This is a genomic window from Cellvibrio sp. UBA7671 (assembly GCA_002483145.1).
GTDB lineage: Bacteria > Pseudomonadota > Gammaproteobacteria > Pseudomonadales > Cellvibrionaceae > Cellvibrio > Cellvibrio fibrivorans.
In genome coordinates this window covers 341,834-364,454 of record DLHJ01000014.1, presented here as the reverse complement: position 1 = coordinate 364,454, position 22,621 = coordinate 341,834, and the positions used below count along the sequence as shown (strand labels likewise).

Below are 22,621 nucleotides of genomic sequence, written 5' to 3'. Positions count from 1 at the left end.
GCCCAATACTTGGCTGCCAGGATTGGTTACACATCAAGTGCCTTGGAGCCAAATTAGGGAAATAGATACCAGTTGGAGAGAAGGTCTGTCTCGAATTCGTATTAAAAGGAAGAATTTTTTTCCTCTTCATATTTATAAAAAGTGTGTAAGAGTGCATGGCATGAAGATGATCTCCTCGTCCGACGCGTCGGTTAAGTTAATGGAAGAGCTAAGGCGGGCATGGAAAGAAAGTTGTTAGTTCGTGTTTTCATATTGAAGTTCGTTCTTCGCTGCTAGTCCGTCGGTTTTCTATTCAGCGTAAACCTCCGTTATTAAGTGTAAATCTCGTATACCAGTATGTTATGTTCATCTAGACTATAAGTCTGCACTAATAATAACCTGGAGATGTACATGGCATATCAACTCGGTCAATGGCGGGGTTTGCTCGCTGTTTTGTTTGTTTCTCTCGCCTTGCCTGCCCAGGCAAAAGACGATCTCACCCTTAACGATAAAGATTATTTCGAAAAGCCCGGCTTGAATGTGCTGGTGTTTAGCAATTGGTATGACGGGCTTTTTAGCGATTCCAAAACCAGTGGGGTGGAATTAATTCATCACGGTGAGCGCACGGTTACTAACGGTGATGTGCGTTTGAATGCGACGCCGGAGCAGTGGGATATGACGCCCATGTTCAAAGAGCGCAAAGTGAATCGCGAAGATCAATCGATCGAGGCATTTCTGCATTATCCGGATGAGCAGTTTGATTTCTCCATCAAAGTTACTAAAAACGCGGCAGGCGTGCGTTTAACAGTTAACTTGCCAAAACCGCTACCAAAATCCCTTGAAGGCAAAGCCGGTTTTAATTTGGAGTTTTTGCCTGCGGCTTATTTCCATAAGTCGTTTTTGATGGATGACACTGCTGGCGGCTTTCCGGTTTATCCCACAGGTCTAAAAGAAATTAATGGTAAAGCTGATCCCATTGCGCTCGCGCAAGGGCAGCATTTGGTATTTGCTCCGGAAGATAACGAGCGTCGTGTGAGCATTCGTTCTGCGAGCGCACCGCTCGAACTTTATGATGGTCGTGGCAAGGCGCAAAACGGCTGGTTTGTGGTGCGCAGCAAAATTCCGGCGAATAAAACCGGCGCGGTAATTGAGTGGCAAATCGATGCGGCGACGGTAAAAAACTGGATTCGCAAACCTATGATTGCGCATTCGCAGGTGGGCTATCACCCAGCGCAGAAAAAAATCGCCGTCATTGAGTTGGATGCGCGCGATAAAAAAATCCAGAAGGCGAGCTTGATAAAAATTAATGCCGATGGCACCCGTAAAACAGTATTGAGTGAAAAACCCGAAAGCTGGGGCAAATATTTGCGCTACGAATATCGCCAATTTGATTTCAGTAAAATTCAAACGCCGGGATTGTATACAATCACTTATGGTGATCAGGAGACCCACAGTTTCCGCATTGATAAAGCGGTTTACCAAGCCGCATGGCATCCAACGCTGGATATGTATTTGCCGGTGCAAATGGATCATATGACGATCAACGAATCCTATCGTATTTGGCATGGTGCATCCCATCTTGATGATGCTTTGCAAGCGCCAGTAAATATCGAACATTTTGATTTGTATGCGCAGGGGCCGACAACTGATACACCTTATAAACCGGGCGAACATATTCCCGGTTTAAATATCGGCGGCTGGTATGACGCAGGTGATTACGACATCCGTACGCAGACCCAATACGATGTGGTGAATACTTTGGTGACTGCGTGGGAAACCTTTAGTTTGAAACGTGATACAACCAGCGTGGACTACGCGCGCAAATTTGTTGATCTGCACACGGCAGATGGCAAGCCCGACGTGTTGCAACAAATCGAACACGGAACGCTTGCGTTAATTGCGCAGCATCGCGCTGTGGGCCATGCAATTCCCGGTATTGTAGAGGCGCATATTGATCAGTATCACCATTTGGGAGATGGAATCACTAAGACGGATAATTTAATTTACGATAAAAAAATGGGTGAAATGGAAACTGATGGTTTTAAAAGTGGCAAATTTGATGACCGCTGGGCATTTACCAGCAAGTCCTCGTCATTGAATTACGGTTCTGCTGCTGCGCTTGCTGCGGCTAGTAGGGCATTAACCGGATTCAATGATGAACTTGCTAAAGAATGTTTGGCAACCGCAAAAAAAGTGTGGGCGGAAGAGGCCGCAAAAGCGAAGCCGGATTCGTTCAAGCATGGCAACACAACTGGTGGAAAACTTGAGCATGAACAACTCAAAGCGGCGACTGAGTTGTTGATCACTACTGGTGAAGCAAAGTATGCACAAGCGGTTAAAAAACTGGCAACTGAAGTGGACTTTGGTGGCAATGCTTCCTGGTTTATTCGCGCTATCCCGTATATGGATGCAGATTTCAAACAGCAACTAAAAAGTAAAGCGCAAATTTATCAAACTGAACTTGCTGCGACTCAAGCAAAAAATCCTTTTGGTGTTCCCATCACCGAAGGCGGTTGGGCGGGCAGTGGTTGGGTGATTCGCCACGCAACCAACAACTATTATATTCACAAAGCGTTTCCTGAATTGGTGAGTCGTGAGTCTGTGTTGCAAGGTTTGAATTTCCTTTATGGAACTCACCCTGCGCACAATTTGTCGTTGGTATCAAACGTAGGAACCCGCTCCAAAGAAGTGGCATATGGAATGAACCGCGCTGACTTCTCGTTTATCTCTGGCGGTATTGTTCCCGGTATTTTGGTGTTAAAGCCGGACTATCCAGAAAATCACGAAGACTGGCCGTTCTTCTGGGGGGAGAACGAATACGTGGTTAACCTTGCGGCGAGTTACATCTTTTTGGTGAATGCAGCGGAAGATGTTTTGAAAGAATAGTTGGATTGTTGGTTGTTCTATCCGGGAAAGCCTCACCTACTGGTGGGGCTTTTTACTTGGCGGTAATCATTTCTGCGGACGTCCGCAATTAAGTGCGGGATGTGTGAACCCAATTTCTGGTTTATGATGTCTAAAAAGGCACCCTAACCAATATGGAGTTTGTTATGTCTAGCCCTGACGATAATAATTTATCCCCGCATCCAACCCCGGCCCCGATCAAAGGCACTAAGCCTGCGTCTAGCAATTGGCCGCTAGGTTTGGCGATTGTTGTAATCGGCGGCTTATTGTTGGCGCGCAATCTTGGCTTTGAGTTGTTCTTTTTGGATTTTCACAATTGGTGGGCGTTTTTTATTTTGTTGGCGGCTATCGGGCCATTGCAGCAAGCGTTCAGTTTTTATCGCAAAGAGGGTTTCGGTGCCGCTGTTGCCAATTCATTGGTGTCAGCGGGGGCGATTATTTTTATTGCCATGATGTTTTTGCTCGATCTTTCATTTGGGACCTGGTGGCCGATTTTTGTGATTATTGGTGGGCTTTATATGATGACGAGTCGCAACCGTGATTAAGTAATGAGTTAAATTTTCCAGTCGATTAATTCAATACTGTTTTGATCCGCTTTGATGCACCAGCCTGCCTCATGCCAATCGCCAAGTACAATGCGTTCAGCTGGTTTTCCAGCGATAACCAGCTGATGACGTGCAGGGCGATGGGTGTGGCCATGAATCATGCGTGTTACTCCCGCACCTTCCATTTGTGCTAAAACTTCGGCGGGCGATACATCCATAATATCGTCTGCTTTTAGGCTGTTCATACTTTGGCTTTTTGCACGCATTTGTGCGGCAAGAGCGCGGCGTGCTGCAATTGGCTGCGCAAGGATTTGTTGTTGCCATTGCGGGCTGCGCACCATTGCACGAAATTGTTGGTACTCGACATCGTCAGTGCACAAGCTATCGCCGTGCATTAATAATGTAGGCGTGCCATATAAATCGATAGTTATTCCGTCGGGGATTAATTCCATTCCGGCTTTTTTAGCATAGGTCGCACCCAATAAAAAATCGCGGTTGCCATGCATAAAATAAATTGCAACACCTAGCTCACGTAGCTTGTGCAATCCATTGGCAACATCCTGCGCCAGTTCTGAGTTGTCATCATCTCCAATCCAGGCATCAAAAAAATCGCCGAGAATATAGAGCGCTTCGGCGTGAACGGCTTGGGTGTGCAAAAATTGAAAAAACGCCCGCGTAACTTGCGGGCGTGATTCGTGAAGATGTAAATCCGAAATAAACAGCGTGTGCATATTATTCTGCAATGGTGGCGCTTTGAATAATCACGGCTTCTTTTGGTACATCTTGATGGAAACCTTTGCTGCCGGTTTTGACACCTTTGATTTTGTTGACTACGTCCATACCATCAACGACTTTGCCAAATACACAGTAGCCCCAGCCTGATGCATTTTTGCCGGAGTGATTCAGAAAGCTGTTGTCTTTTACGTTGATAAAAAACTGTGCAGTCGCGCTGTGTGGATCATTGGTGCGCGCCATAGCCAAGGTGCCAGTCAGGTTTTGCAAACCGTTATCGGCTTCGTTTTGAATCATTTCACGGGTTTCTTTTTGTTGGAAGTCTTCCGTAAAACCACCGCCTTGCACCATAAAGCCATCGATTACGCGGTGAAAAATAGTGCCGTTATAAAAACCTTCTTCAACATATTGTTTGAAGTTGGCAGCGGTCTTGGGCGCTTTATCAAAATCCAATTCAATAACGATATCGCCGTAGTTAGTATGTAATGTAATCATGGTGAATCTCCCTTGAGATTTAGAGGGTGGTGCTGGAAAAAGCCGGTATGATACGCGCTCCCCCAAGGGGAAGGAATGCGTAAATAGTTAAATTTAACAGCAGAGAATATTAGAGAGATCTATGCAGCGCGGTAAATTTCTGACGATTGAAGGCACCGAGGGTGTCGGAAAAAGCACAAATTTGGCTTTTGTGGCCGATTGGCTGCGCGGGCGCGGCATTGAGGTGATAATCACCCGGGAGCCAGGCGGTACGCCTCTGGCGGAGGAGATCCGCAGCCTTTTGCTTAGCAAGCGTGAAGAGCCATTCGATGAAACTGCTGAGCTGCTGTTGGTGTTTGCCGCGCGTGCGCAACATTTGGCGCAGGTGATAAAACCGGCCCTCGCGCGAGGTGCCTGGGTGTTAAGTGATCGTTTTACCGATGCGACCTTTGCGTATCAGGGCGGTGGGCGCGGCTTGAGTAAAGCCATTATCGAGCAGCTCGAGCAACTGGTGCAGGGCGATTTGCGCCCGGATCTGACCTTGATCCTCGATATTGATGTCGAACTGGGGTTGAACCGTGCGCGCCAACGCGGTGAGTTGGATCGCTTTGAAAGCGAGGCGGTGGTGTTCTTTGAGCGCGTGCGAGCGGCTTATCGCCAGCGTGCAGAGTCAGCGCCCAATCGTTATGCGTTGGTTGATGCAGGCAAAACGCTCGACGAGGTTCAGATTGAAATAGATCAGGTGTTGACGAGTCTGATCGGTTAAAAATCCGGTGTTGCTTGTACGCGCACTTCAACGCCGGTAATCGGGTGATTTAACCAGAGTTCCTGTGCATGCAGTAATAGGCGCGGGGCTTTTGCGAGTACATTCTCCGGCGCGTAGAGTCCATCACCCAGCATGGGGTGGCCAAGGCTCAGCATATGGACGCGCAGTTGATGGGTGCGGCCGCTTACCGGCTCAAGTAAAACGCGGGTTACCTTCTTTTCCAAATCCCTTTCCAGTACCCGATAGCGTGTATGCGCCGCTTTGCCGCTTTCAAAGCATACTTTCTGCAGCGGGCGATTGGGCCAGTCGCAAATGAGTGGCAGTTTGATTTCACCTTCATCGTCCGCCACTAATCCATCTACCACGGCGACGTAACGCTTGTGGATCGCGCGGGATTCAAACATATGGGTGAGATTTTTCAGTGTCAGATAATTGAGCGGGAACATCACAATGCCGGATGTACCTTGGTCAAGGCGATGAACAATTCGGGCGTTGGGGTTAAATTTCAGTGCTCGATTGGACAGGCAATCCTGTTTATCCGGGCCTTTACCCGGTACGCAGAGCAGGCCGGCGGGTTTATTGGCGATGAGTAAATCCTCGTCGAGGTACAAAATGTCGAGCTGGGAATCGGTCATCGGTAAGCCTGAAGCTGAATTAAGCGGGCGCGGATTATCGCAAATTTGCTAAGCTTGCCCAATCTTTTATTCAGTGCGATCTAATCGAGTAGTTCATGAGCGACTTTCCCATCCATCCATATCCTTGGCAGCTCAGCGAGTGGCAGCAGTTGCTGCAGCAGATGGCCGCTAAAAAATTACCTCACGCCATGATGATTGCTGGTCCTAAGGGAATCGGTAAGCGCCACTTGGCTGATGCACTGGCGCAGTTGTTGTTGTGCCAGGCGCCGATTGAAGGAACCCCTTGCGGCAAGTGCCGCGGTTGCGAATTGAATAAATCACAAACCCATCCTGATCTGGTATGGCTGGAGCCCGAAGAAGAGGGCAAGGCGATCAAAGTGGATCAGGTGCGAGAGCTGACGGAATCGCTCAGTAAAACCGCGCAGCAGGGCGGTTACAAAGTGGTGATTATCGAACCGGCTGAGGCCATGAACGGCAACTCTGCTAATGCGCTGTTGAAATCGCTTGAAGAACCTGCGGCTAATACGTTGCTGGTGCTTGTCACTCACAGCCCAAGTTCGGTGCTACCCACCATTCGCAGTCGCTGCCAACTACGCAAGTTTCCGATGCCGCGCGCTGAACAAGTATTGCATTGGTTGTCGCCGTTGCTAGCGGGAAGTAATGCTAAGGCAGATACCTTATTGGTTGCTGCGCGCGGGGCACCGCTCACTGCATTGGCGTTGTTGCAGGGTGATGCACTGGAGCAGCGCGAGCAAGTGCTACAGCAATTTGTGCGCTTGAGTCTCGGGCAAATATCGGCGATTGAGTTGGCCGCTCAGTGGCACAGCGGCGATGTGCATGGCTTTATGGAATGGTTTCTCGGCTTGTTGCACAGCATCGCGCGCTGGCGAGTGGGCGGTGAAGATGCGCAAATGGAGCAGGCGCCGGTTGAATGGCGCGAGCGCTTGAGTAACCTTAACTTGCCGTTGCTGCATCGCTATATTGAAAAAATCCTGCTCTCCAAAAAGCAATTGTTGAGCGGGTCAAATCCCAATAAGCAATTGTTATTAGAGGAATTATTGCTCGATTGGGGCGCTTTGTTGCGCGCGAGCACGAATCGCGCAATGGCGTCTGGACACTAGTGAGCTAATCTATTAGTGTTTCGGCCTTATTAAGCCTGTGATCTGACAAAACAACAATTCAGGATCTGTTATGCAACCGATTGGCGGTGGTGCCCGTAATGGCATACTTTCTCTAACGATTAAAGACAAAGCTGTTCTCTATGCAGCCTATATGCCCTTTGTAAAAAATGGCGGCATGTTTATTCCTACCAATAAAAGCTACAAGTTGGGCGATGAAGTATTTATGTTGTTGAGCCTGATGGACGAGCCGGAAAAAATCCCGGTGGCGGGAAAAGTGGTTTGGGTAACCCCGAAGGGAGCCCAGGGCAATCGCGCGGCGGGGATAGGTGTACAGTTTAGCGATCAGGACAACACCGCGATCAACAAAATAGAAACCTATCTGGCTGGCATGCTCAGTTCTGATAAGCCCACACATACCATGTAGTATCTTATAACGTGTAAAATCGCCCCACTGAGTTTCCGTGAAGCCAGGTTATGCCTGGCTTTGTTGTTTCTGCTTTTTATTTTTGCTCTTGTTATTGGATGTGCCCATGTTAATCGACTCCCATTGCCACCTCGATCGAATCAAGCTCGATCCCTACGACGGCGACTTGAGCGCTGCCATTGCCGCTGCCCATGAGCGTGGTATCCAGCAAATGTTGTGCATCGGTATTAGTTTGGAAAATATCCAAACAGTGATTGATATTGCGCAAGCCCATCCCCGTGTGGTTGCCTCTGTAGGGGTTCATCCGTGCGATGTGAAAGAGGGCGCTGCAACCGCAGAGCAATTAATCAATTGGGCATCGCAACCCAAGGTGGTTGCGCTGGGTGAAACGGGCTTGGACTATCACTACGAAACTGAAAGCAAAGATATCCAACACGAAAGTTTTGCACTGCATTTAAACGTGGGTAAACAAATTGGCTTGCCCGTGGTTGTGCATACCCGTGAAGCCAAAGCCGACACGCTCGCGTTGATAAAGGAGCACGGCAGCCTCGAGCACAGCGGCGTATTGCATTGTTTTACTGAAGACTGGGATATGGCGAAAGCTGCGCTGGATTTGAATTACTACATTTCGATTTCTGGTATCGTCACGTTTAAAACCGCCGAACAAATCCGCGATGTGGTGCGCAATATGCCGATAGATCGTTTGTTGGTAGAAACGGATTCTCCTTACCTCGCCCCAATTCCTTATCGTGGTAAACCTAACGAACCAAAGTACGTGCGCGAAGTTGCTCAGTTTGTTGCGGATGTGCGCGGGATTCCTCTAGAAGAACTTGCTGAAAATACGACGGAAAATTTTTATCGTTTATTCAGCAAAGCAAAACAATATCTCCCAATCTAAATGTAGGGGCGCTGCTTGCTGCGCCCAAAAAAAATCTAACCCCTACAAGTAAGGTCCTACAATGAACGCCCAACAAATCAAAATTATGCTCGAATTACAGGATGCGATGAACACCAAAGTCAACGCTAATTGGAAACAACAAGGTTATGAATGGTATCGCGCCATCTGGGTTGAATGTGCTGAGTTGCTGGATCATTACGGTTGGAAATGGTGGAAAAAGCAATCACCCGACACCGAACAGGTTGCACTCGAATTAATCGATATCTGGCACTTTGGTTTAAGTATCCAATTACAATCAGGTGCGTCGCTCGAAGAAATTATTGCGAAAATCCAAAATGAATTAGTGATTGCTACAGATGAACAAGACTTCCGTCTGGACTTGGAAAAATTTGCTGCTGCAACCCTGGGTGACCGCCAATTCCATCTTGGCTTGTTTGCGCGTTTAATGGCGGGTATCGATATGAGTTTTGAGCAACTCTATCGCGGTTATGTTGGTAAGAATGTACTGAATTTCTTCCGTCAGGATCACGGTTATAAAGACGGCAGTTACCGCAAGCATTGGCACGATGGTCGCGAAGATAACGAGCATTTGGTTGAGGCTGTGCAAAGCCTTGATACAACCAGACCGGAATTTAAAGACGAATTGTATGCGGCCCTGGTGAAGCGTTATTCGATGTGATTGATCTTGCAGGGGAGTGATTAAGAGTGGAATGAGCAGTTGAGGGGCTGGGAGTGGGAGATAGGGATATGGCCTCACTTGTTAGTTAATACTGGACATCAGCCGAATAAATTCTTCTTTAACTACTGAATAGCATTCGCACACACAGCGCTCCAATTTTGGCCGGTCCAATACGGATATGTGACCACGCCGATAACGTATACAACCGGCATCTTGCAGGCCTTTTGCGGCTTCCGTAATACTTTCGCGGCGCACGCCGAGCATATTCGCCACTAACTCCTGCGTCATTAATAATTCTCCTGATGGAATGCGATCAACGGTTAAGAGCAGCCAGCGGCACAGCTGTTGTTCAATGGTGTGGTGGCGATTACACGCGGCGGTCTGGAACATCTGTGTCATCACTGCTTGGGTATATCGCAGCAAGAGCCGCTGCATTATTCCAGCGGAATTAAATTCTGCTTTTAATATGTGTTGATCCAGCCGGTAAGCGTGCCCGGCAGTTTGAACTATTGCAGTATTGGGTGTGACACTACCGCCTAAGAGGATTGGCAATCCCAACATTCCTTCATTGCCAACTTCAGCGGCCTCGGCGCAGGCTCCCGTGTCCATTATGTATTGTAATGAAATGATACTTGTCGTCGGGAAATAGGCATGGCTAATGTGTTGGTTTGGTCCATAAATTACATCCCCCAATTTTAAGTTCACTGGTTCGAGATGTTTTATTAGCCGATCAGTTTCAGTGCGGCCTAGCTTCGCAAGAATATAATTTTTTTCCGGGGTTTGATTTTCTACGGCAATATTTTTAGGCATAGGCATTCCTTTCTCGTTAAATGAAGCGGCGTTTAAATTGAAATAACTCATTGGCATTACGGCATTTCTTTGCATTGAATTCCGATCCCGCGATAACCAATAAAACGGCTTGAGTGATCAAAAATGGGCGTGCCGCTTACGCGGTAAAAGTTTCTATTTCCGGAAGGGGTTGTACGGCTGAAAGAAAAATCAATAAAAGGTTGGCGTGCGGCGATAATGTCTTGAAGCTCTTTGCGTTCGTTTTCATCCCAACCTGATGCTTCGTTACTGTTGTTCGCGCTGGTTAGCGTGTTGTTGTCAGTAAAAGAATCTACCTGAAGTCCCAACATCTCCAATACGGGGCCTGACACTCTCGTAAACTTTCCATTTTCATCCTGCTCCCAATACCAATCTGATGCCAGTTCGGTCAGACTGCGAAAACGCGCTTCGCTTTCACGCAATTCTGCTGTGCGTTCCTGTACGGTTTCTTCCAGTAATTTGTTGTAGTTTTCTAGTTTTTTGTATAGCAAGCGTACTTCCAGCATATTGTGAATGCGTGTTTTAACTTCAACTACATCAATGGGTTTACTGATAAAGTCTTTTGCTCCGCATTGTAATGCCCGCAATTTGTGGCCAGGTTGTGCAGTTAATACAATCACGGGTAAATAATCGTTTTGCATATTGGCTTTAAGACATTCCATTACTTGGAATCCGTCCATCTCAGGCATTTGCAGATCAAGCAAGATTAAATCGTAATGGTGTTTTCGGTAGAGTGATCCTACTTCTAGTGGATTCATCGTAGCGCTGACATTGGTATAACCTGCTTCACTCAATAAGGTTTCCAGAAGGGCAACATTAGCTTGTTGGTCATCAACAATCAGAATGCTGGCATTAAGAATGTCTTGCTCTGTTAGCTTCATGCTCTTTCCTCTTTTTTCAATTGGGTTGTTCTTTTTTCTGTTAGCTCAAGCGCTGCATCAAGTGTGCTCGTAAATTCATTAATTCGAATAGGCTTGGTGAGGTAGCGAAAAAAGCCTGCCGCAAGGCCTTTTTCAATGTCATGGGGAATTGCGTTGGCGCTAAGTGCAATCACTGGAATATGCTTGGTTAAAGGATCCTTAGAGAGAATTTTTAACGCTTCCGTACCATTCATGCCAGGCAAATTAATATCCATTAATATTAAATCGGGCTGAGCCAAGCGCGCCTGTTCGACTCCTGCAAATCCATCGCGTGCGGTGAGCAGAAGAAAATCTGTTCGCGATTCCATTATGTCTTCCACTAAGGTTAAGTTGGCTGGATTATCTTCTACATAAAGGAGAGTATATTTTGTTGCGCCATTCTTTATGGGGTGAAGCTTAGGCGTTTGAGGGATTTCGCTGTTAGCAATCACCATAGGGTTTTCTGTTCCCATTAACAGTTCGACACTGAAGATGGTGCCTTTCCCCACTTTACTTTCAACGGAAATTTTTCCTCCCATCAGTTTAATAAGGCGCTTGGTCATCACCAGCCCTATACCTGTACCTTCCTCGTTGCTATTTTCTTTCCCGAGGCGATTAAACGGCTGAAACAATTGTGAAAGCTGTTCGGGTGATAAACCCTCGCCGGTATCTTCGACACTGATTTTCACGCGTCCCGGTCGATATTCCTTGCAGGTCACGGTTACCTTGCCGTTTGGGCGGTTATATTTAATGGCATTGGAAAGGAGGTTTATGAGCACTTGTTTTAATCGGGTGTTGTCAGCGGTTACTACAAATGCTGAATCAAATTCAGGGAAATTCAGCGCGATATTACGGTTAAGTGCTTGCGGTTCAACCATGGCTTTGCACTCCCGCATAAGGCCGGGAAGCGAAACCATTTCCATGGATAGCGGAAGGCGACCGGACTCGATGAGCGTAAGATCAAGAATTTCATTAATCAAATCCAGTAGATACCATCCCGCCTGCAGTATTTGTAGCACGCTACGTTTTTGGGACGGGGTTGGTGGTGGATTACTGGCATCAATTAATTGTGCAAATCCTAAAATGGCATTCAATGGTGTGCGCAGTTCATGGCTCATGTTGGAAAGAAAATCGGATTTTGCCCGGTTGGCTTTTTCCGCAAGATTTTTGGCTTTATTCAGTTCAAGATTATTTTCCAGCAGCACCTGATCCAGCCGTTTTCGTTCGCTTATATCAATCAGCATATTGATGCCGCCGATAATCTTGCCAGCAGTATCGCGCAGAGGGGTAGGGTGGGCGACAAAGTTGACGCGTGATTTGTCTGGCCGTTCGGCCATTGCTTCTACACCGAATAGAGCTCGCCCCTCTCTAAGTGCAATTGCCATTGGGCATTCTTCATAAGGCATGGCGGAGCCGTCGGGGTGGAATAACCGTAAACCCTTGCACCATTTGTCATTACCCAATTCGGGTTCGCAGCCGGAAAATTCCACGGCGGTTTGGTTAAAGTGCGTTAACCTGCCTTCGGCATCGGTTGCGTAAATAGCAACAGGTAGTGCATTGATCACGGCGCGCAAATGACGCTCGCTTTCGCGCAATGTTTCTTCAGTGCGTTTGATTTCGGTGATATCGAGGTTAGTGCCGACAATGGATTCTACTTTGCCTTGCGAATCGGTGCGCAAGGTTTCAACAGAGCGGATATGTCGAATAGCATTAGTGCCGCTTTGTTTGATGCGAAACTCCCGGGTGCTTCCTTTTTGCAGGTGAATAGCATTGTCCCAGCCTTCTTGTTCAATCCTGTCATTAGGCAACAAGTGTTGTGGCCAGAGGTCGCGCGTTACAATACCATCGGGAGTCGGTTGTACACCGTAGATGCGGAACATTTGCTTATCCCAACGCATACGATTATCGACAAGATTCAATTCCCAAATGCCTACGCCAGTTGCCTCAGTGGCCAAGCGAACGCGTTCATCACTTTCGCGTAACGCCTGTTCTGATAATTTTCGTTGTGTGACATCGGTAAATAAAATAGCGACCTTCTTGCTACCTTGTTTACCCAAGCGGCAGGTATATATATCAAACCAACGCTGGAGCGATGGAACCTGGTATTCGAAACGGATTGGCTCACCCGTTTGTAGCACCTGATCATAAACAGCAAATAGATCAGCGCCTAAATCGGGGATAAATTCACTGACATATCGACCCTGTGCATTTTTAAAGCTGCTGTGTTTTTCAAAAGAAGGATTGATTTCGAGAAAAAACTGATCTACGGGTTGATCATTTTTGTAAATAATTTCTGCAACACAGAAGCCTTCATCAATCGTTTCAAACAAGCTGCGGTAGCGGTATTCGGATTCGAGCATTAAGGCTTCAGCATGCTTACGTGCAGTGATGTTGCGCAATACGCAGGCTAGATAGCGTTGGCCGCCCAAACGCATTTCATTGACAGCAATTTCCATGGGTAGGAATTGTCCATCCTTTTGCTGCCCTATAACTTCGCGAACTATGCCTTTACTGCGCTCTTCCAGCGATGTTTTGTAATAATCCAGTGCACCTGGTGTCCCATCTAACTCGGGGACAATGATGCTAATTTTTTGGCCAACCAATTCAGCAGCTTTATAGCCAAACATTTTCTCGGTTGCGGTATTAACGCTTTCTATTACCTGGGTGCGTGCATTAAAGGTCACTATGCCATCACTCACCGTATCCAATATTGTTTTGATCCGTTCAGTACTGTCAAGGAGGGCTTGTTGCGCGGCGTTTTCTGCAGTGATATTACGAAATACTAATACGGCACCGATAACCTGGCCATCGCGGTCGCGAATCGGTGCACAACTATGGGAGATATTATATTCGGTACCATCGGGCAAAATGAGTATGTTATTGCTTGCACCCTGGGCAACGCCGTGCAGCAGAGTTTCCAATACCGGATTTAGTACAGATTCACGGGTTTCTTTGTTGACGAGATGGAAAAATTCGCAAATTGATTTGCCAGCCGCCATTTCAATTGTGGATGCCGTTAGCTGTTCAGCCACGTGGTTCATCAAGGTTACCGATGCATTGCAATCGGTAGCTATTACTGCGTCCGCGATTGAATTGAGTGTCACCTCCAGTTTTCTTTCGCTATCTTGCACGGTGATATAAGCAAGATTCAGTTGCTGATTCATTGCCTCTTGTTTGTCGAGGGAGCGTTTTGTTTCGAGATGGACCAGATCCATTAAGCGCTGGTGAATATTGCGATAAATTCCATAGGCAAATGCCTGGGCAAATAACAACATAAAAACACTGACGAGTACGATAAATCCAAATAGATATCCCATATATTTGCGGTGGTCGCTTCTGTATTGCTGAAGCAGCTTATTCTGAATCTCTTGATATTCTTTTAGTACGGCACGGAGATTATTCATTAGCTCTGTGCCTTCACCATTGGTAAACCTGAGAAGCAGGTCGCCTGATTCTATTTGGCCTGTGTCTGCAATAGTGGTTGAAAGAAATTCGAGTTGCTCGTCAATAATAGGTGTTAGCTTATCAACTTGTTCCATGCTTTCAGTGCTGCTTGATGCACTCCGCAAGCGCATTATTTCCTTTTTTATATTATCCCGTGTATCAAAATAGGGCTGCAGAAATTTAGTGTCATAGGTCAAAATGTATCCACGAGTTCCGATTTCAGAGTCTACAAGTAGCGATAAAATCTTTTGGGCGCTATTTATAGCGAGTGTTGTTTGCATGCGAAGCCTGTCCGCTGCTTTCATCCGGTCAAAAAACCAAAATAATGTGGCTGCAATAATCACCACAATAATCGTAGGCGTACTGAGTAAAAATATATTCTTGCGGGTAACTTTTGCTTTCATAAAATCTACTCTACTACACGGTCATAGACTCATTGTGCTGAAGGGGGGGGGTAATAGTTGTTGCTATACGTTGCTCTGGAAGAGCCATCCGGCTGTGATGATATGCCTGTAACCGCCGGATAATCCGATTATTGCGTGTGTCGGTCTGTTGGATAGCTAACATATCCACCTTTTTGGGAAAGTTCGTATGAAGATATTCGCTGGTTTTGAATCCAGGTCACATTATTTCAGCGGCTGTTACATTGTTAGTTAAACAAATTTTTAATAAATAGCTCTGGAAAATAATTTATTAATAAGTACGTAAACGCACAGAGGGTCCATTTGTGGGTGAGTACCATGATGTATTAACCGCCATTTTTGGTTCTCATCAAAGGGGAAAGATAATGGAAACTTATCATCACTATGTGTCCGGTTTTTTTGCGCACCGCGATCAAGCGGAAAAGGTGGTATCAGAACTGGTAGTTGCTGGTTTGCCATTGGTGCGCATCCACCTTTTTGACAAAGATTCCATGCCTCCTACTCACACGGCTACTGACAGTAGCGAAGGGGTTTTAAAAGACATTGTTGTTGATGGTGCTATCGGAACGGCTGTAGGAACAGGAGTGGGTGCTTTATTGACTGCGGCAATGGTTGCTGCAAATGTGACGTTATTTGTTGCCAGCCCATTAATCGGTCCGTTGGTTATGTTGGGTTGGGGAGCGAGTATTGGTGGATTGGTGGGAGCAAGTGTGGGTGCTGCGGAAAAAGTAAAACCTTTGTCCGAATTGGTTCACGATGCAATAGTTAGTGGAAGTCTGGTGGTGGTAGTTGAAACTTTGTCGATTGAAGAGACAGAGACTGCCGGGAAAATTTTCAAGGATGCAGTAGGCGATTACACTGAAGCAAAGTAAGTTCAGCTGCGATTAGTCCGCAAAAACAACGCCCTCGGTATTGCGAGGGCAGATGCTTGCGCGCAATTAATTGCGCAGACGACTGGTGTAAGGCTTGGTTCCATAATAGGAATGAAGGTCATTTGCCAGGGTTTTGTCAGCCAAATCTGGCCAGCTGTCTTTATCAAATCCCGGTGCATTTTTCAGTCGATCTTTATCTACATCAAGTAGAAAGCGTTTGTTTTCAGTATCGAGTTTAAGAGCAGTCCAAGGCACTGCAAAAAGTTTTTCGCCCATACCGAGAAATGAGCCAAAAGACAATACGGCATATTCGATATTGCCGGTGGCAACGTCGAGCATAATTTCCTTGATATCACCAATGTCTTCATTTTGGAGATTGCAAACATCATTACCTATTAGCGTGTCTGCTCCCATGAGTCGTGGTCCCGGGCCATCATTGTGATGATCTGCTTTATAGATGCCATAAGTGTCGCGAGTTTCGTAGTTCATTTTTGATCTCCTAATTATTAACAGGGGTAAAATCATTAAAATAAAAGGATCGCAGTTAATTCCTTTCATCTTATGCGCACTATAACCAAGCAGCTTTTGATGGTCTGTACGAGAGTTAACAGAGGTAAATAAAATCAGAAATTAAAACAATGAAGATGGATTTATCGATATAAATAGATTGCAGGAAAATTAAGGGGAAGGGAGGTTGTGCAAAAAGCATAGCGAAGCGGCAAGAAAACGAGGGGCAAGATTGCCCCTCTCGAATGGTTATTTGGCTGAGCTTTCATCGCGATGGCCAAGTAACATGCCTAAAACAAAACTCACAAGTGCGCTGGTTCCAATAATAGCCCAAGGTTTTTCATGGACATACTCATTGGTGCGAACGGCGGTTTTCCGCGCTTGTGTTAGCACCGTGTCGCCAGCATGACTAAAGCGATGTTTGGCTGCATTGATGCGTTGATTAATTTTGATTTTGGCCTGCGCCAAATCGTCGCCAGTTAGCGACGCAGTTTCTTTGACGAGGCTTTCAATATCACTAACAAAACTTTTAAATTCGTTGGTGATATCTGTCGATGCTTCGTGAATTTTATCTTTACTAATGCCTACTTCTTTTTTGGCGGTATGGGATAGTATTGACATGGCAACTACCTTCTACGTTAAGGGTTAATGAAATATATTTATTGGCAATTGGTTGGATTATTCACCTATTGCCAACCATCCATTTAATCTTAAATAGAGCCCGGTTTTTGGTCTGTGTGACATCTAACTTATCTATAAAACCTTTTTTAATTTTCGCTATTTCTCTGATGTGAGTATGGGTAAAGCCTCTATTAGCGTTGAAATTTCTTCTGGATTTATTGCACTGGTGTTTTCGGAGTGAAGTTCAAATAGTAATAGCGATCGTTGCGTTACTACGAATGTGTAACTAAAGTCGAAAATTTCTGCTGACCTCGCAGCGGTTAAGTTGGTATCGAGCAAACAATTCCAGCCTATTCCTTTCACGACTTCTGGCAGAGTGAAATTAACGGGAAAATCATGCGCATTTAATATTAATAATAATGTGGCATCGTGCCCCGGGCGTTGAATTCCCGACACTTGTGCACGCCCGTCGATGATTACACCCAGGCAGGATGCATCCAAATTTCCCCAGTGAGCCTCGGTCATTTCATCACCGTTGGGGGTAATCCAGGTTACATCTTTAACGCCTGTAGTCTCGTTATAGTTTCCGACCAAAAACCGATTGCGGCGCAGGATCGGGTAATCGTGACGCAACTGGATTAATCGTCGCGTGAAATCGAGCAGCTCTTGCGCTTCTTCATCGAGATCCCAATTCAACCAGTTCAATTCGTTGTCCTGGCAATAAGTATTGTCATTGCCTTGTTGAGTGTGGCCAATTTCATCGCCGGCGCGAAGCATAGGCGTACCTTGCGACAACAATAATGTGGCGAGGTAGTTGCGTATTTGCCGCAGCCGAATTGCGCGAATGTCGGGGTCATCCGTGGGGCCTTCTGCACCGTGATTGAATGACAAACTGTTAGTGTTGCCCCGGTCATTTTCATCGGCGTTGGCCTCATTGTGCGGTGAGTTGTAGCTCACTAAATCGCGCAGGCTGAAACCATCGTGCGCGGTGATAAAGTTGACGGATGAATAAGGTTTGCGGCCGCCTTTATTGAATAAGTCGCCTGAAGCGGTAATTCGGCTGGCCAATTCAGGAAGCTTGCCTTTATCTCCACGCCAGAAGGTGCGCACCGTATCGCGGAAGCGATCATTCCACTCAACCCAGCCCGGTGGGAATGCACCCACCTGATAACCGCCCAAGCCGCAATCCCAAGGTTCGGCAATCAGTTTTAGCTGACTTAACGTTGGATCCTGGCGGCAGCCAACATGGAAGGCGTGGCGTTCGTTGAAGCCGTTTTTTTCGCGCGCCAGAATGGTGCCCAAATCAAAGCGGAAACCATCCACGCCCATATCAATTGTCCAGTAGCGCAGCGAATCTGTGACCAACCGTAAGACGCAGGGGTGGGACAGATCCAGCGTATTACCCGTACCAGAATCATTGATGTAATAGCGTTTGTTATCTGGCATTAGCCGATAGTAGGTGAGGTTGTCGATGCCGCGCATGGACAGCGTAGGGCCGCGCTCGTTACCTTCGGCGGTATGGTTGTAAACCACATCGAGAATGAGCTCCAGACCTGCATCGTGAAGTGCTGCTGCCATCTCTTTGAACTCGCGCAATTCCCCCGTGGCAAGGTATTCGCAATGGGGCGCCAAAAACGCAATGCTGTTGTAGCCCCAATAATTTTTGAGCCCTTTTTCCAGCAGCTGATTGTCGTGTACAAAAGCATGCACCGGGAGCAGTTCAAGACTGGTGACGCCAAGTGATTTGATATGTTTGAGTAGGTCTTTGTTGGTCAAGCCCGCAAACGTGCCGCGCAAATGTTCCGGTACCGAGGGGTGGCGCATGCTCATGCCGCGCAAGTGTGCTTCGTAAATAATCGTTTTATCCCAGGCGACGCTGTGGGAATGTTTGCCCTGCCAGTCAAACGTCGAGTCGATGACTTTTGCTTTTGGTACAAACGCCGCGCTGTCGCGCTCATCGAAGCTCAGGTCGCCATCGGGCGAATCGAGCGTGTAACCAAAGATAGCGGCATCCCATTTCAGCTCGCTCACCAACTGCTTGGCGTAGGGGTCAATGAGCAATTTGTGATGGTTAAAGCGGTAACCCGCATCCGGCTCGTAGGGGCCATACACGCGATAACCGTAAACCTGCCCAATGCGTACATCCGGCAAATACCCATGCCAGATTTCGTCGGTAAACTCCGGTAATTCAATACGTTCAAGTTCCCGTTTGCCTTGCTGGTCAAACAGGCAGAGTTCAACTTTGGTGGCGTGGGCAGAAAAAATCGCGAAATTGACTCCCTGTCCGTCCCAGGTTGCGCCGAGAGGAAAAGGTTTTCCCTCGCAAATCCGCATGGTCTGCTTTACTGCCGCATGAATTTTTTCTCTGGTGGTCATGGCCATTCTCCTTGTGCAAAGACAATTGTTACAGGCTCATTGAATCCTGGTTTTTGGTGGCGCGGGGTTTGCGCGCTTTGGTCGTCCTCGGGCCGGGTGACGCATTCGCCTCATCACTTTTCATAGATGTTGACGATGACGGTGTTGAGGTTGCCTTTTTTGGTTTGCTCGCGGTTGGCTGAATAGGCTGGGCTGGATTCCCGGGCTGAACGGGGTCGGTCGGGTGGATAGGTTGGGGCGGTGGAGTTGGCGATATGTGCGGTGGCGGTTGCACCGGCGCTATAGGGTCAACCGGTACATTGGGTTGCGCAGGCTGTTCGGGTTGCGGCGGCGCGGGATCGATTTCGGGTTTTGGATTCGGGTCGAACGGCTCTTCCGGAGCAATGATGCTTTTGATGTGGCCGGTGACTTTTTCGTGCGGATATACGCTTTTTTGAGCCTCTACTAATTTGCAGGCCATCTCCCAATGCCGATATTCATGCCCGGTAGGGCAGCCTTCAGATTCCCAAATTTGGTGGGCAAATTCGCGGATGCGTTGTTCATGAGCATTCATCATGCAGTTCTCCTGGGGTAGGTGTTTTAAATGTGGATGGGTTGGGTTGAAGGGATGTGGTGGAGCGTGCAATCGATAAATGCACCGGGAATCCATCCAATAGTTGCGCTACCGGCAAACGGCCTGAAGGGGCTTGACACCGCGCATTGCTGAGCAATGAGTGAGTAAAAATCCGGCCCGAGAGTTGTGAAGGCAATAACACTTGGGTATCTCCCCAAGCAGCGGCTGGAATCAGGGGTAAACCGGTATCGTCGAGTAGCGAAGTGGTGAGGCGAGGGATCACGACCAACAAGCAGTTGTCCTTGTGTTCGCGCACAAAGGCGAGCACGTGATCTGCCTGCTCGCCTTCCACCGTTAATGCGTGGTAATCGCCTGCGGAAAATAATGCTGGATACTGCTTGCGAGTGCTGAGCGTGCGACTAATCAGCCATTGTTTTAGCCGGCCATCCGGCCAGTGCTGAACTAAATCAGCCGGCGCAGTGCGTTCTACCTGTGCGAGCGCCGCGCGGCGGGAGAGGAAATCTACGGGTTGGCGATTGTCCGGGTCAACGAGGCTGAAATCCCAAAATTCGGTGCCTTGATACAGATCCGGCACACCGGGGCAGGTCATCCGCAACAGTGTCTGGCTCAGGCTATTCAGCGCACCAGCCGGTGCGATGGTATGTGCCGCAGCGCAAATGTCCTCACGCAATTCGACCCTGTCTCCAGACGTTAGGAGATCAGTGACAAAGCGGGTACAGGCGGCTTCGTATTCGGCATTGGGTGCGCTCCAATGACTGCGTAATTTTGCCTCGCGCAGTGCCTTCTCTTGCCAGCGCAACACCCGCGTGAGAAAGGCTTCCATCGCCGCTTCATCATCGGCCTCCAGTTGGGGTGGCCAGCATCCAAGCAGTGTTTGGTAGAGAATCAGTTCGTCGCCGGGAGATGGCGCGATTCCGTCCGGTAGCTCGGTCCGCAACGATTTTGCCGCGGTTTGCCAGTTGGCCACTTTCTCGCTGAACCACACGGACCGCTCACTGATTACCGCGAGGCGCGCGCGCGTATCTTCACCGCGTTTATGGTCATGGGTGGCGGTGGTCAGCAAGTTATGTGGGAAGCTTCTGGCGCGCTCTCTGTTGCGCGCATGAAACTGCGCGGGTGTGGCGCTGAAATGTTGCGGATCAAAGCCGACGTCGTTGCGTGATAACAGCACTGCAGAGCGGTAGCAGGCGGTGTCCTCAACTGCTTTGGCGGCGGCAGGTGATGTAAGTTGCTGGAAACGCGCAAGTACTTTCCGCCGCAAATCGCGTGTTGCGCCTGGGGGTAACTCATGCAAGGGCTCACCACCCAGCCAGCGGTCAAGATGTTCCAGCAGTGGCCAATCAGCTTCGGCCAAGGTCGTCTTCGCGCCCGCCAATGCGCGATTAAAGAACTCAATCTGGTCAGACGCGGTGCGGCCACAAACAGTGACATAAGTGCGGTAGACCGGGAAGTGGACGACCAATTCGATCAGCGCGCGGCGCAATGCGCTGAGGGTGAGGTCGCGGGTGCGTATATCGAGGCGGGCAATCGATAGCAGTCCTTGCGCGACGGTTTCCACGTCCCCGGCCAGATTGCTGGAGAGCACCAAACGCCGCGCTTCTTTCACTTCCTCCTCAAATGTTCCTGCGCGTCCACTCACGCGGCTCCATAAATCGTAAAGCTGAAATGCTCCTTTGGGGTCGTGTTGCAACAGCGATACCTGGTTCATAAATTCATAGCCGGTGGTGCCATCGAGCATCCAATCCCGCGCAAGTTGCTCGCCGTCTGCCAGTATTTTTTCCGCATAAAGGGGCAGGTGGCCCTTTTTTAATTCTGTTGGGCGCTCAAGGACGAGGCGATCAAGACGGCGGCGTAATTTACGGCAGTAAGCGCGTGGATTGGCCAAACCATCCACGTGGTCGATACGCAGCCCATCAATTATCCCGCGCTCAATCAGCTCAAAAATCCTGGCGTGGATGGCCTCAAACACTTGCTGCCGTTCCACTCGCAATCCGCCCAGTTCGTTTACATCGAAGAACCTGCGCCAATTGATATCGTCAGCGGCGGTGCGCCAGCTGGCTAGCCGGTAATACTGAAGTTCCAGCAGATGATGGAGTCTGTCGAGGTTATCAGTTGATTGTGTCCCATCTGAATCTGTTATTGCAGGTTCGGGCTGGTCGGATGTATCTGCGTTGTTCGGGGTAATGCGATAGAGCGCAAGCACAGCTGCAATACTTGCGCGTTGTTCTGGTTGCCGGGCGGTCTCTCGCAGTTGCTGGTGCAGAGTAGGTGCAGCTTGCCAACCATCGGCGCTGGTTTCGAGAGCGGCAAAAGGTTGGGCGAATGCCTGCAAAACCGGATCTGGGGAGTTGTACAGGATATGGCTGTAGCTGGCAGGGCTCAGCGGAAAATAGTGGTCAAAGTGGCGTGCATAGAATTCGCCAGTGTCTTCGTTGAAATGGACGGTTATTTCACCTGCTGCCAATACATCGCCGTAGTTGGTCCGCAAGAAGGGAACTAATAACTGGCCTTTAAGAGCCGGGTCAGGGGAATTCCATTGGATATCAAAAAACTTGGCGTAGCGGCTTTTGGCTCCCCATTTCAGCGCATCAAGCCACCAGGGGTTATCGTCCTTACCTACGGCCATATGGTTGGAGACAATATCGACAATCAAGCCCATGTCATATCGTCGCAGTTCGGCGACTAGCCGCTCCAGCGCTTCCTCTCCGCCTAGCTCCGGATTTACCTGCGTTGGGTCGACGACATCGTATCCATGTTGCGAGCCTGCACGCGCTTTAAGGATGGGTGACGAGTAGATATGGCTTATGCCCAGCTCGCCAAAATAGGCGACCAAGGGTATCGCGTCATCAAACGTAAAATCGCGATGGAATTGCAGTCTGACAGTGGCACGAACGTCTGGCATCGTGTTGAGTTCCCGCATG

The 22,621-nt window shown here is 48.3% G+C and carries 19 protein-coding genes; 8 read left to right on the top strand and 11 right to left on the bottom strand.

The window, feature by feature from the left end; translation table 11 throughout:
- The first annotated feature begins 390 nt into the window (after positions 1-390).
- Together B4E62_RS13320 and B4E62_RS13315 are read left to right on the top strand one after the other, a co-directional pair.
- Positions 391-2,865 (top strand): glycoside hydrolase family 9 protein, encoded by a 2,475-nt coding sequence (locus tag B4E62_RS13320; protein ID WP_331352387.1) that lies wholly within the window; start codon positions 391-393, stop codon positions 2,863-2,865.
- Between the two features lie 164 nt (positions 2,866-3,029).
- Positions 3,030-3,428, top strand: coding sequence for a LiaF transmembrane domain-containing protein (locus tag B4E62_RS13315; RefSeq protein ID WP_331352386.1), 399 nt, complete (start codon positions 3,030-3,032; stop codon positions 3,426-3,428).
- Between the two features lie 8 nt (positions 3,429-3,436).
- Here B4E62_RS13315 and B4E62_RS13310 read toward each other — a convergent pair whose 3' ends face one another.
- The gene (locus B4E62_RS13310) at positions 3,437-4,159 is read right to left on the bottom strand and encodes a UDP-2,3-diacylglucosamine diphosphatase (RefSeq protein WP_331352385.1); all 723 of its coding nucleotides are present in this window, start codon (positions 4,157-4,159) and stop codon (positions 3,437-3,439) included.
- A 1-nt stretch (position 4,160) separates the two neighbouring features.
- Positions 4,161-4,655, bottom strand: a complete 495-nt coding sequence (locus B4E62_RS13305) for a peptidylprolyl isomerase (RefSeq protein ID WP_331352384.1) — start codon at positions 4,653-4,655, stop codon at positions 4,161-4,163.
- A 121-nt stretch (positions 4,656-4,776) separates the two neighbouring features.
- Here B4E62_RS13305 and tmk point away from each other — a divergent pair, with 121 nt between their 5' ends.
- Positions 4,777-5,400: a dTMP kinase gene (gene tmk, locus B4E62_RS13300; RefSeq protein ID WP_310070565.1), complete on the top strand. Its 624-nt coding sequence runs from the start codon at positions 4,777-4,779 to the stop codon at positions 5,398-5,400.
- On the opposite strand, the gene B4E62_RS13295 is transcribed toward tmk, so the two are convergent.
- The gene (locus B4E62_RS13295) at positions 5,397-6,035 is read right to left on the bottom strand and encodes a pseudouridine synthase (protein WP_331352383.1); all 639 of its coding nucleotides are present in this window, start codon (positions 6,033-6,035) and stop codon (positions 5,397-5,399) included. The genes tmk and B4E62_RS13295 overlap by 4 nt on opposite strands.
- 95 nt (positions 6,036-6,130) lie before the next feature.
- Here B4E62_RS13295 and B4E62_RS13290 point away from each other — a divergent pair, with 95 nt between their 5' ends.
- From B4E62_RS13290 to B4E62_RS13275, 4 genes are all read left to right on the top strand, one after another.
- Positions 6,131-7,156 carry a DNA polymerase III subunit delta' gene (locus tag B4E62_RS13290; RefSeq protein ID WP_331352382.1) on the top strand — a complete coding sequence of 342 codons (1,026 nt, stop codon included), beginning with the start codon at positions 6,131-6,133 and terminating at the stop codon, positions 7,154-7,156.
- A gap of 70 nt (positions 7,157-7,226) precedes the next feature.
- The gene (locus B4E62_RS13285; protein WP_310070574.1) at positions 7,227-7,580 is read left to right on the top strand and encodes a PilZ domain-containing protein; all 354 of its coding nucleotides are present in this window, start codon (positions 7,227-7,229) and stop codon (positions 7,578-7,580) included.
- 106 nt (positions 7,581-7,686) lie between these two features.
- Positions 7,687-8,478, top strand: coding sequence for a TatD family hydrolase (locus B4E62_RS13280; RefSeq protein ID WP_331352381.1), 792 nt, complete (start codon positions 7,687-7,689; stop codon positions 8,476-8,478).
- Positions 8,479-8,539: 61 nt separating this feature from the next.
- Positions 8,540-9,157 (top strand): dUTP diphosphatase, encoded by a 618-nt coding sequence (locus B4E62_RS13275; protein ID WP_331352380.1) that lies wholly within the window; start codon positions 8,540-8,542, stop codon positions 9,155-9,157.
- Positions 9,158-9,238: 81 nt separating this feature from the next.
- On the opposite strand, the gene B4E62_RS13270 is transcribed toward B4E62_RS13275, so the two are convergent.
- From B4E62_RS13270 to B4E62_RS13260, 3 genes are read right to left on the bottom strand one after another with little or no spacing between them, the layout of a single operon-like run.
- Positions 9,239-9,967 (bottom strand): Crp/Fnr family transcriptional regulator, encoded by a 729-nt coding sequence (locus B4E62_RS13270; protein ID WP_331352379.1) that lies wholly within the window; start codon positions 9,965-9,967, stop codon positions 9,239-9,241.
- A gap of 56 nt (positions 9,968-10,023) precedes the next feature.
- Positions 10,024-10,866, bottom strand: a complete 843-nt coding sequence (locus tag B4E62_RS13265; protein ID WP_310070586.1) for a response regulator — start codon at positions 10,864-10,866, stop codon at positions 10,024-10,026.
- On the bottom strand, positions 10,863-14,609 hold the full coding sequence (locus B4E62_RS13260; RefSeq protein WP_331352678.1) for a PAS domain S-box protein: 3,747 nt from the start codon (positions 14,607-14,609) through the stop codon (positions 10,863-10,865). The genes B4E62_RS13265 and B4E62_RS13260 overlap by 4 nt, the downstream gene beginning before the upstream one ends.
- Positions 14,610-15,115: 506 nt before the next feature.
- Between B4E62_RS13260 and B4E62_RS13255 the strand changes: the two genes are divergently transcribed.
- Positions 15,116-15,622, top strand: coding sequence for a hypothetical protein (locus B4E62_RS13255; protein WP_331352378.1), 507 nt, complete (start codon positions 15,116-15,118; stop codon positions 15,620-15,622).
- A 66-nt stretch (positions 15,623-15,688) separates the two neighbouring features.
- On the opposite strand, the gene B4E62_RS13250 is transcribed toward B4E62_RS13255, so the two are convergent.
- The 5 genes from B4E62_RS13250 to B4E62_RS13230 all read right to left on the bottom strand — a co-directional run bounded on the left by B4E62_RS13250 (position 15,689) and on the right by B4E62_RS13230 (position 22,602).
- Positions 15,689-16,111 carry a PRC-barrel domain-containing protein gene (locus tag B4E62_RS13250; RefSeq protein ID WP_310070592.1) on the bottom strand — a complete coding sequence of 141 codons (423 nt, stop codon included), beginning with the start codon at positions 16,109-16,111 and terminating at the stop codon, positions 15,689-15,691.
- A 267-nt stretch (positions 16,112-16,378) separates the two neighbouring features.
- Positions 16,379-16,750: a DUF883 family protein gene (locus B4E62_RS13245; protein WP_310070594.1), complete on the bottom strand. Its 372-nt coding sequence runs from the start codon at positions 16,748-16,750 to the stop codon at positions 16,379-16,381.
- 156 nt (positions 16,751-16,906) lie between these two features.
- Positions 16,907-19,126, bottom strand: coding sequence for a glycogen debranching protein GlgX (gene glgX, locus B4E62_RS13240; RefSeq protein WP_331352377.1), 2,220 nt, complete (start codon positions 19,124-19,126; stop codon positions 16,907-16,909).
- A 28-nt stretch (positions 19,127-19,154) separates the two neighbouring features.
- Positions 19,155-19,682, bottom strand: coding sequence for a DUF2934 domain-containing protein (locus tag B4E62_RS13235; RefSeq protein ID WP_331352376.1), 528 nt, complete (start codon positions 19,680-19,682; stop codon positions 19,155-19,157).
- The gene (locus tag B4E62_RS13230) at positions 19,666-22,602 is read right to left on the bottom strand and encodes a malto-oligosyltrehalose synthase (protein ID WP_331352375.1); all 2,937 of its coding nucleotides are present in this window, start codon (positions 22,600-22,602) and stop codon (positions 19,666-19,668) included. Before B4E62_RS13230 ends, B4E62_RS13235 begins: the two co-directional genes overlap by 17 nt.
- Positions 22,603-22,621 lie beyond the last annotated feature (19 nt).

What these genes read in the sequence shown, in the direction of transcription:
- B4E62_RS13275 (WP_331352380.1), top strand. Translation starts at nt 8,540, where the DNA reads ATGAACGCCCAACAAATCAAAATTATGCTCGAATTACAGGATGCGATG.
- B4E62_RS13320 (WP_331352387.1), top strand. Translation starts at nt 391, where the DNA reads ATGGCATATCAACTCGGTCAATGGCGGGGTTTGCTCGCTGTTTTGTTT.
- tmk (WP_310070565.1), top strand. Translation starts at nt 4,777, where the DNA reads ATGCAGCGCGGTAAATTTCTGACGATTGAAGGCACCGAGGGTGTCGGA.
- B4E62_RS13250 (WP_310070592.1), bottom strand. Translation starts at nt 16,111, where the DNA reads ATGAACTACGAAACTCGCGACACTTATGGCATCTATAAAGCAGATCAT.
- B4E62_RS13310 (WP_331352385.1), bottom strand. Translation starts at nt 4,159, where the DNA reads ATGCACACGCTGTTTATTTCGGATTTACATCTTCACGAATCACGCCCG.
- B4E62_RS13295 (WP_331352383.1), bottom strand. Translation starts at nt 6,035, where the DNA reads ATGACCGATTCCCAGCTCGACATTTTGTACCTCGACGAGGATTTACTC.
- B4E62_RS13245 (WP_310070594.1), bottom strand. Translation starts at nt 16,750, where the DNA reads ATGTCAATACTATCCCATACCGCCAAAAAAGAAGTAGGCATTAGTAAA.
- B4E62_RS13235 (WP_331352376.1), bottom strand. Translation starts at nt 19,682, where the DNA reads ATGATGAATGCTCATGAACAACGCATCCGCGAATTTGCCCACCAAATT.
- B4E62_RS13285 (WP_310070574.1), top strand. Translation starts at nt 7,227, where the DNA reads ATGCAACCGATTGGCGGTGGTGCCCGTAATGGCATACTTTCTCTAACG.
- B4E62_RS13260 (WP_331352678.1), bottom strand. Translation starts at nt 14,609, where the DNA reads ATGCAAACAACACTCGCTATAAATAGCGCCCAAAAGATTTTATCGCTA.
- B4E62_RS13315 (WP_331352386.1), top strand. Translation starts at nt 3,030, where the DNA reads ATGTCTAGCCCTGACGATAATAATTTATCCCCGCATCCAACCCCGGCC.
- B4E62_RS13230 (WP_331352375.1), bottom strand. Translation starts at nt 22,602, where the DNA reads ATGCCAGACGTTCGTGCCACTGTCAGACTGCAATTCCATCGCGATTTT.
- B4E62_RS13305 (WP_331352384.1), bottom strand. Translation starts at nt 4,655, where the DNA reads ATGATTACATTACATACTAACTACGGCGATATCGTTATTGAATTGGAT.
- B4E62_RS13265 (WP_310070586.1), bottom strand. Translation starts at nt 10,866, where the DNA reads ATGAAGCTAACAGAGCAAGACATTCTTAATGCCAGCATTCTGATTGTT.
- B4E62_RS13280 (WP_331352381.1), top strand. Translation starts at nt 7,687, where the DNA reads ATGTTAATCGACTCCCATTGCCACCTCGATCGAATCAAGCTCGATCCC.
- B4E62_RS13270 (WP_331352379.1), bottom strand. Translation starts at nt 9,967, where the DNA reads ATGCCTAAAAATATTGCCGTAGAAAATCAAACCCCGGAAAAAAATTAT.
- glgX (WP_331352377.1), bottom strand. Translation starts at nt 19,126, where the DNA reads ATGACCACCAGAGAAAAAATTCATGCGGCAGTAAAGCAGACCATGCGG.
- B4E62_RS13255 (WP_331352378.1), top strand. Translation starts at nt 15,116, where the DNA reads ATGGAAACTTATCATCACTATGTGTCCGGTTTTTTTGCGCACCGCGAT.
- B4E62_RS13290 (WP_331352382.1), top strand. Translation starts at nt 6,131, where the DNA reads ATGAGCGACTTTCCCATCCATCCATATCCTTGGCAGCTCAGCGAGTGG.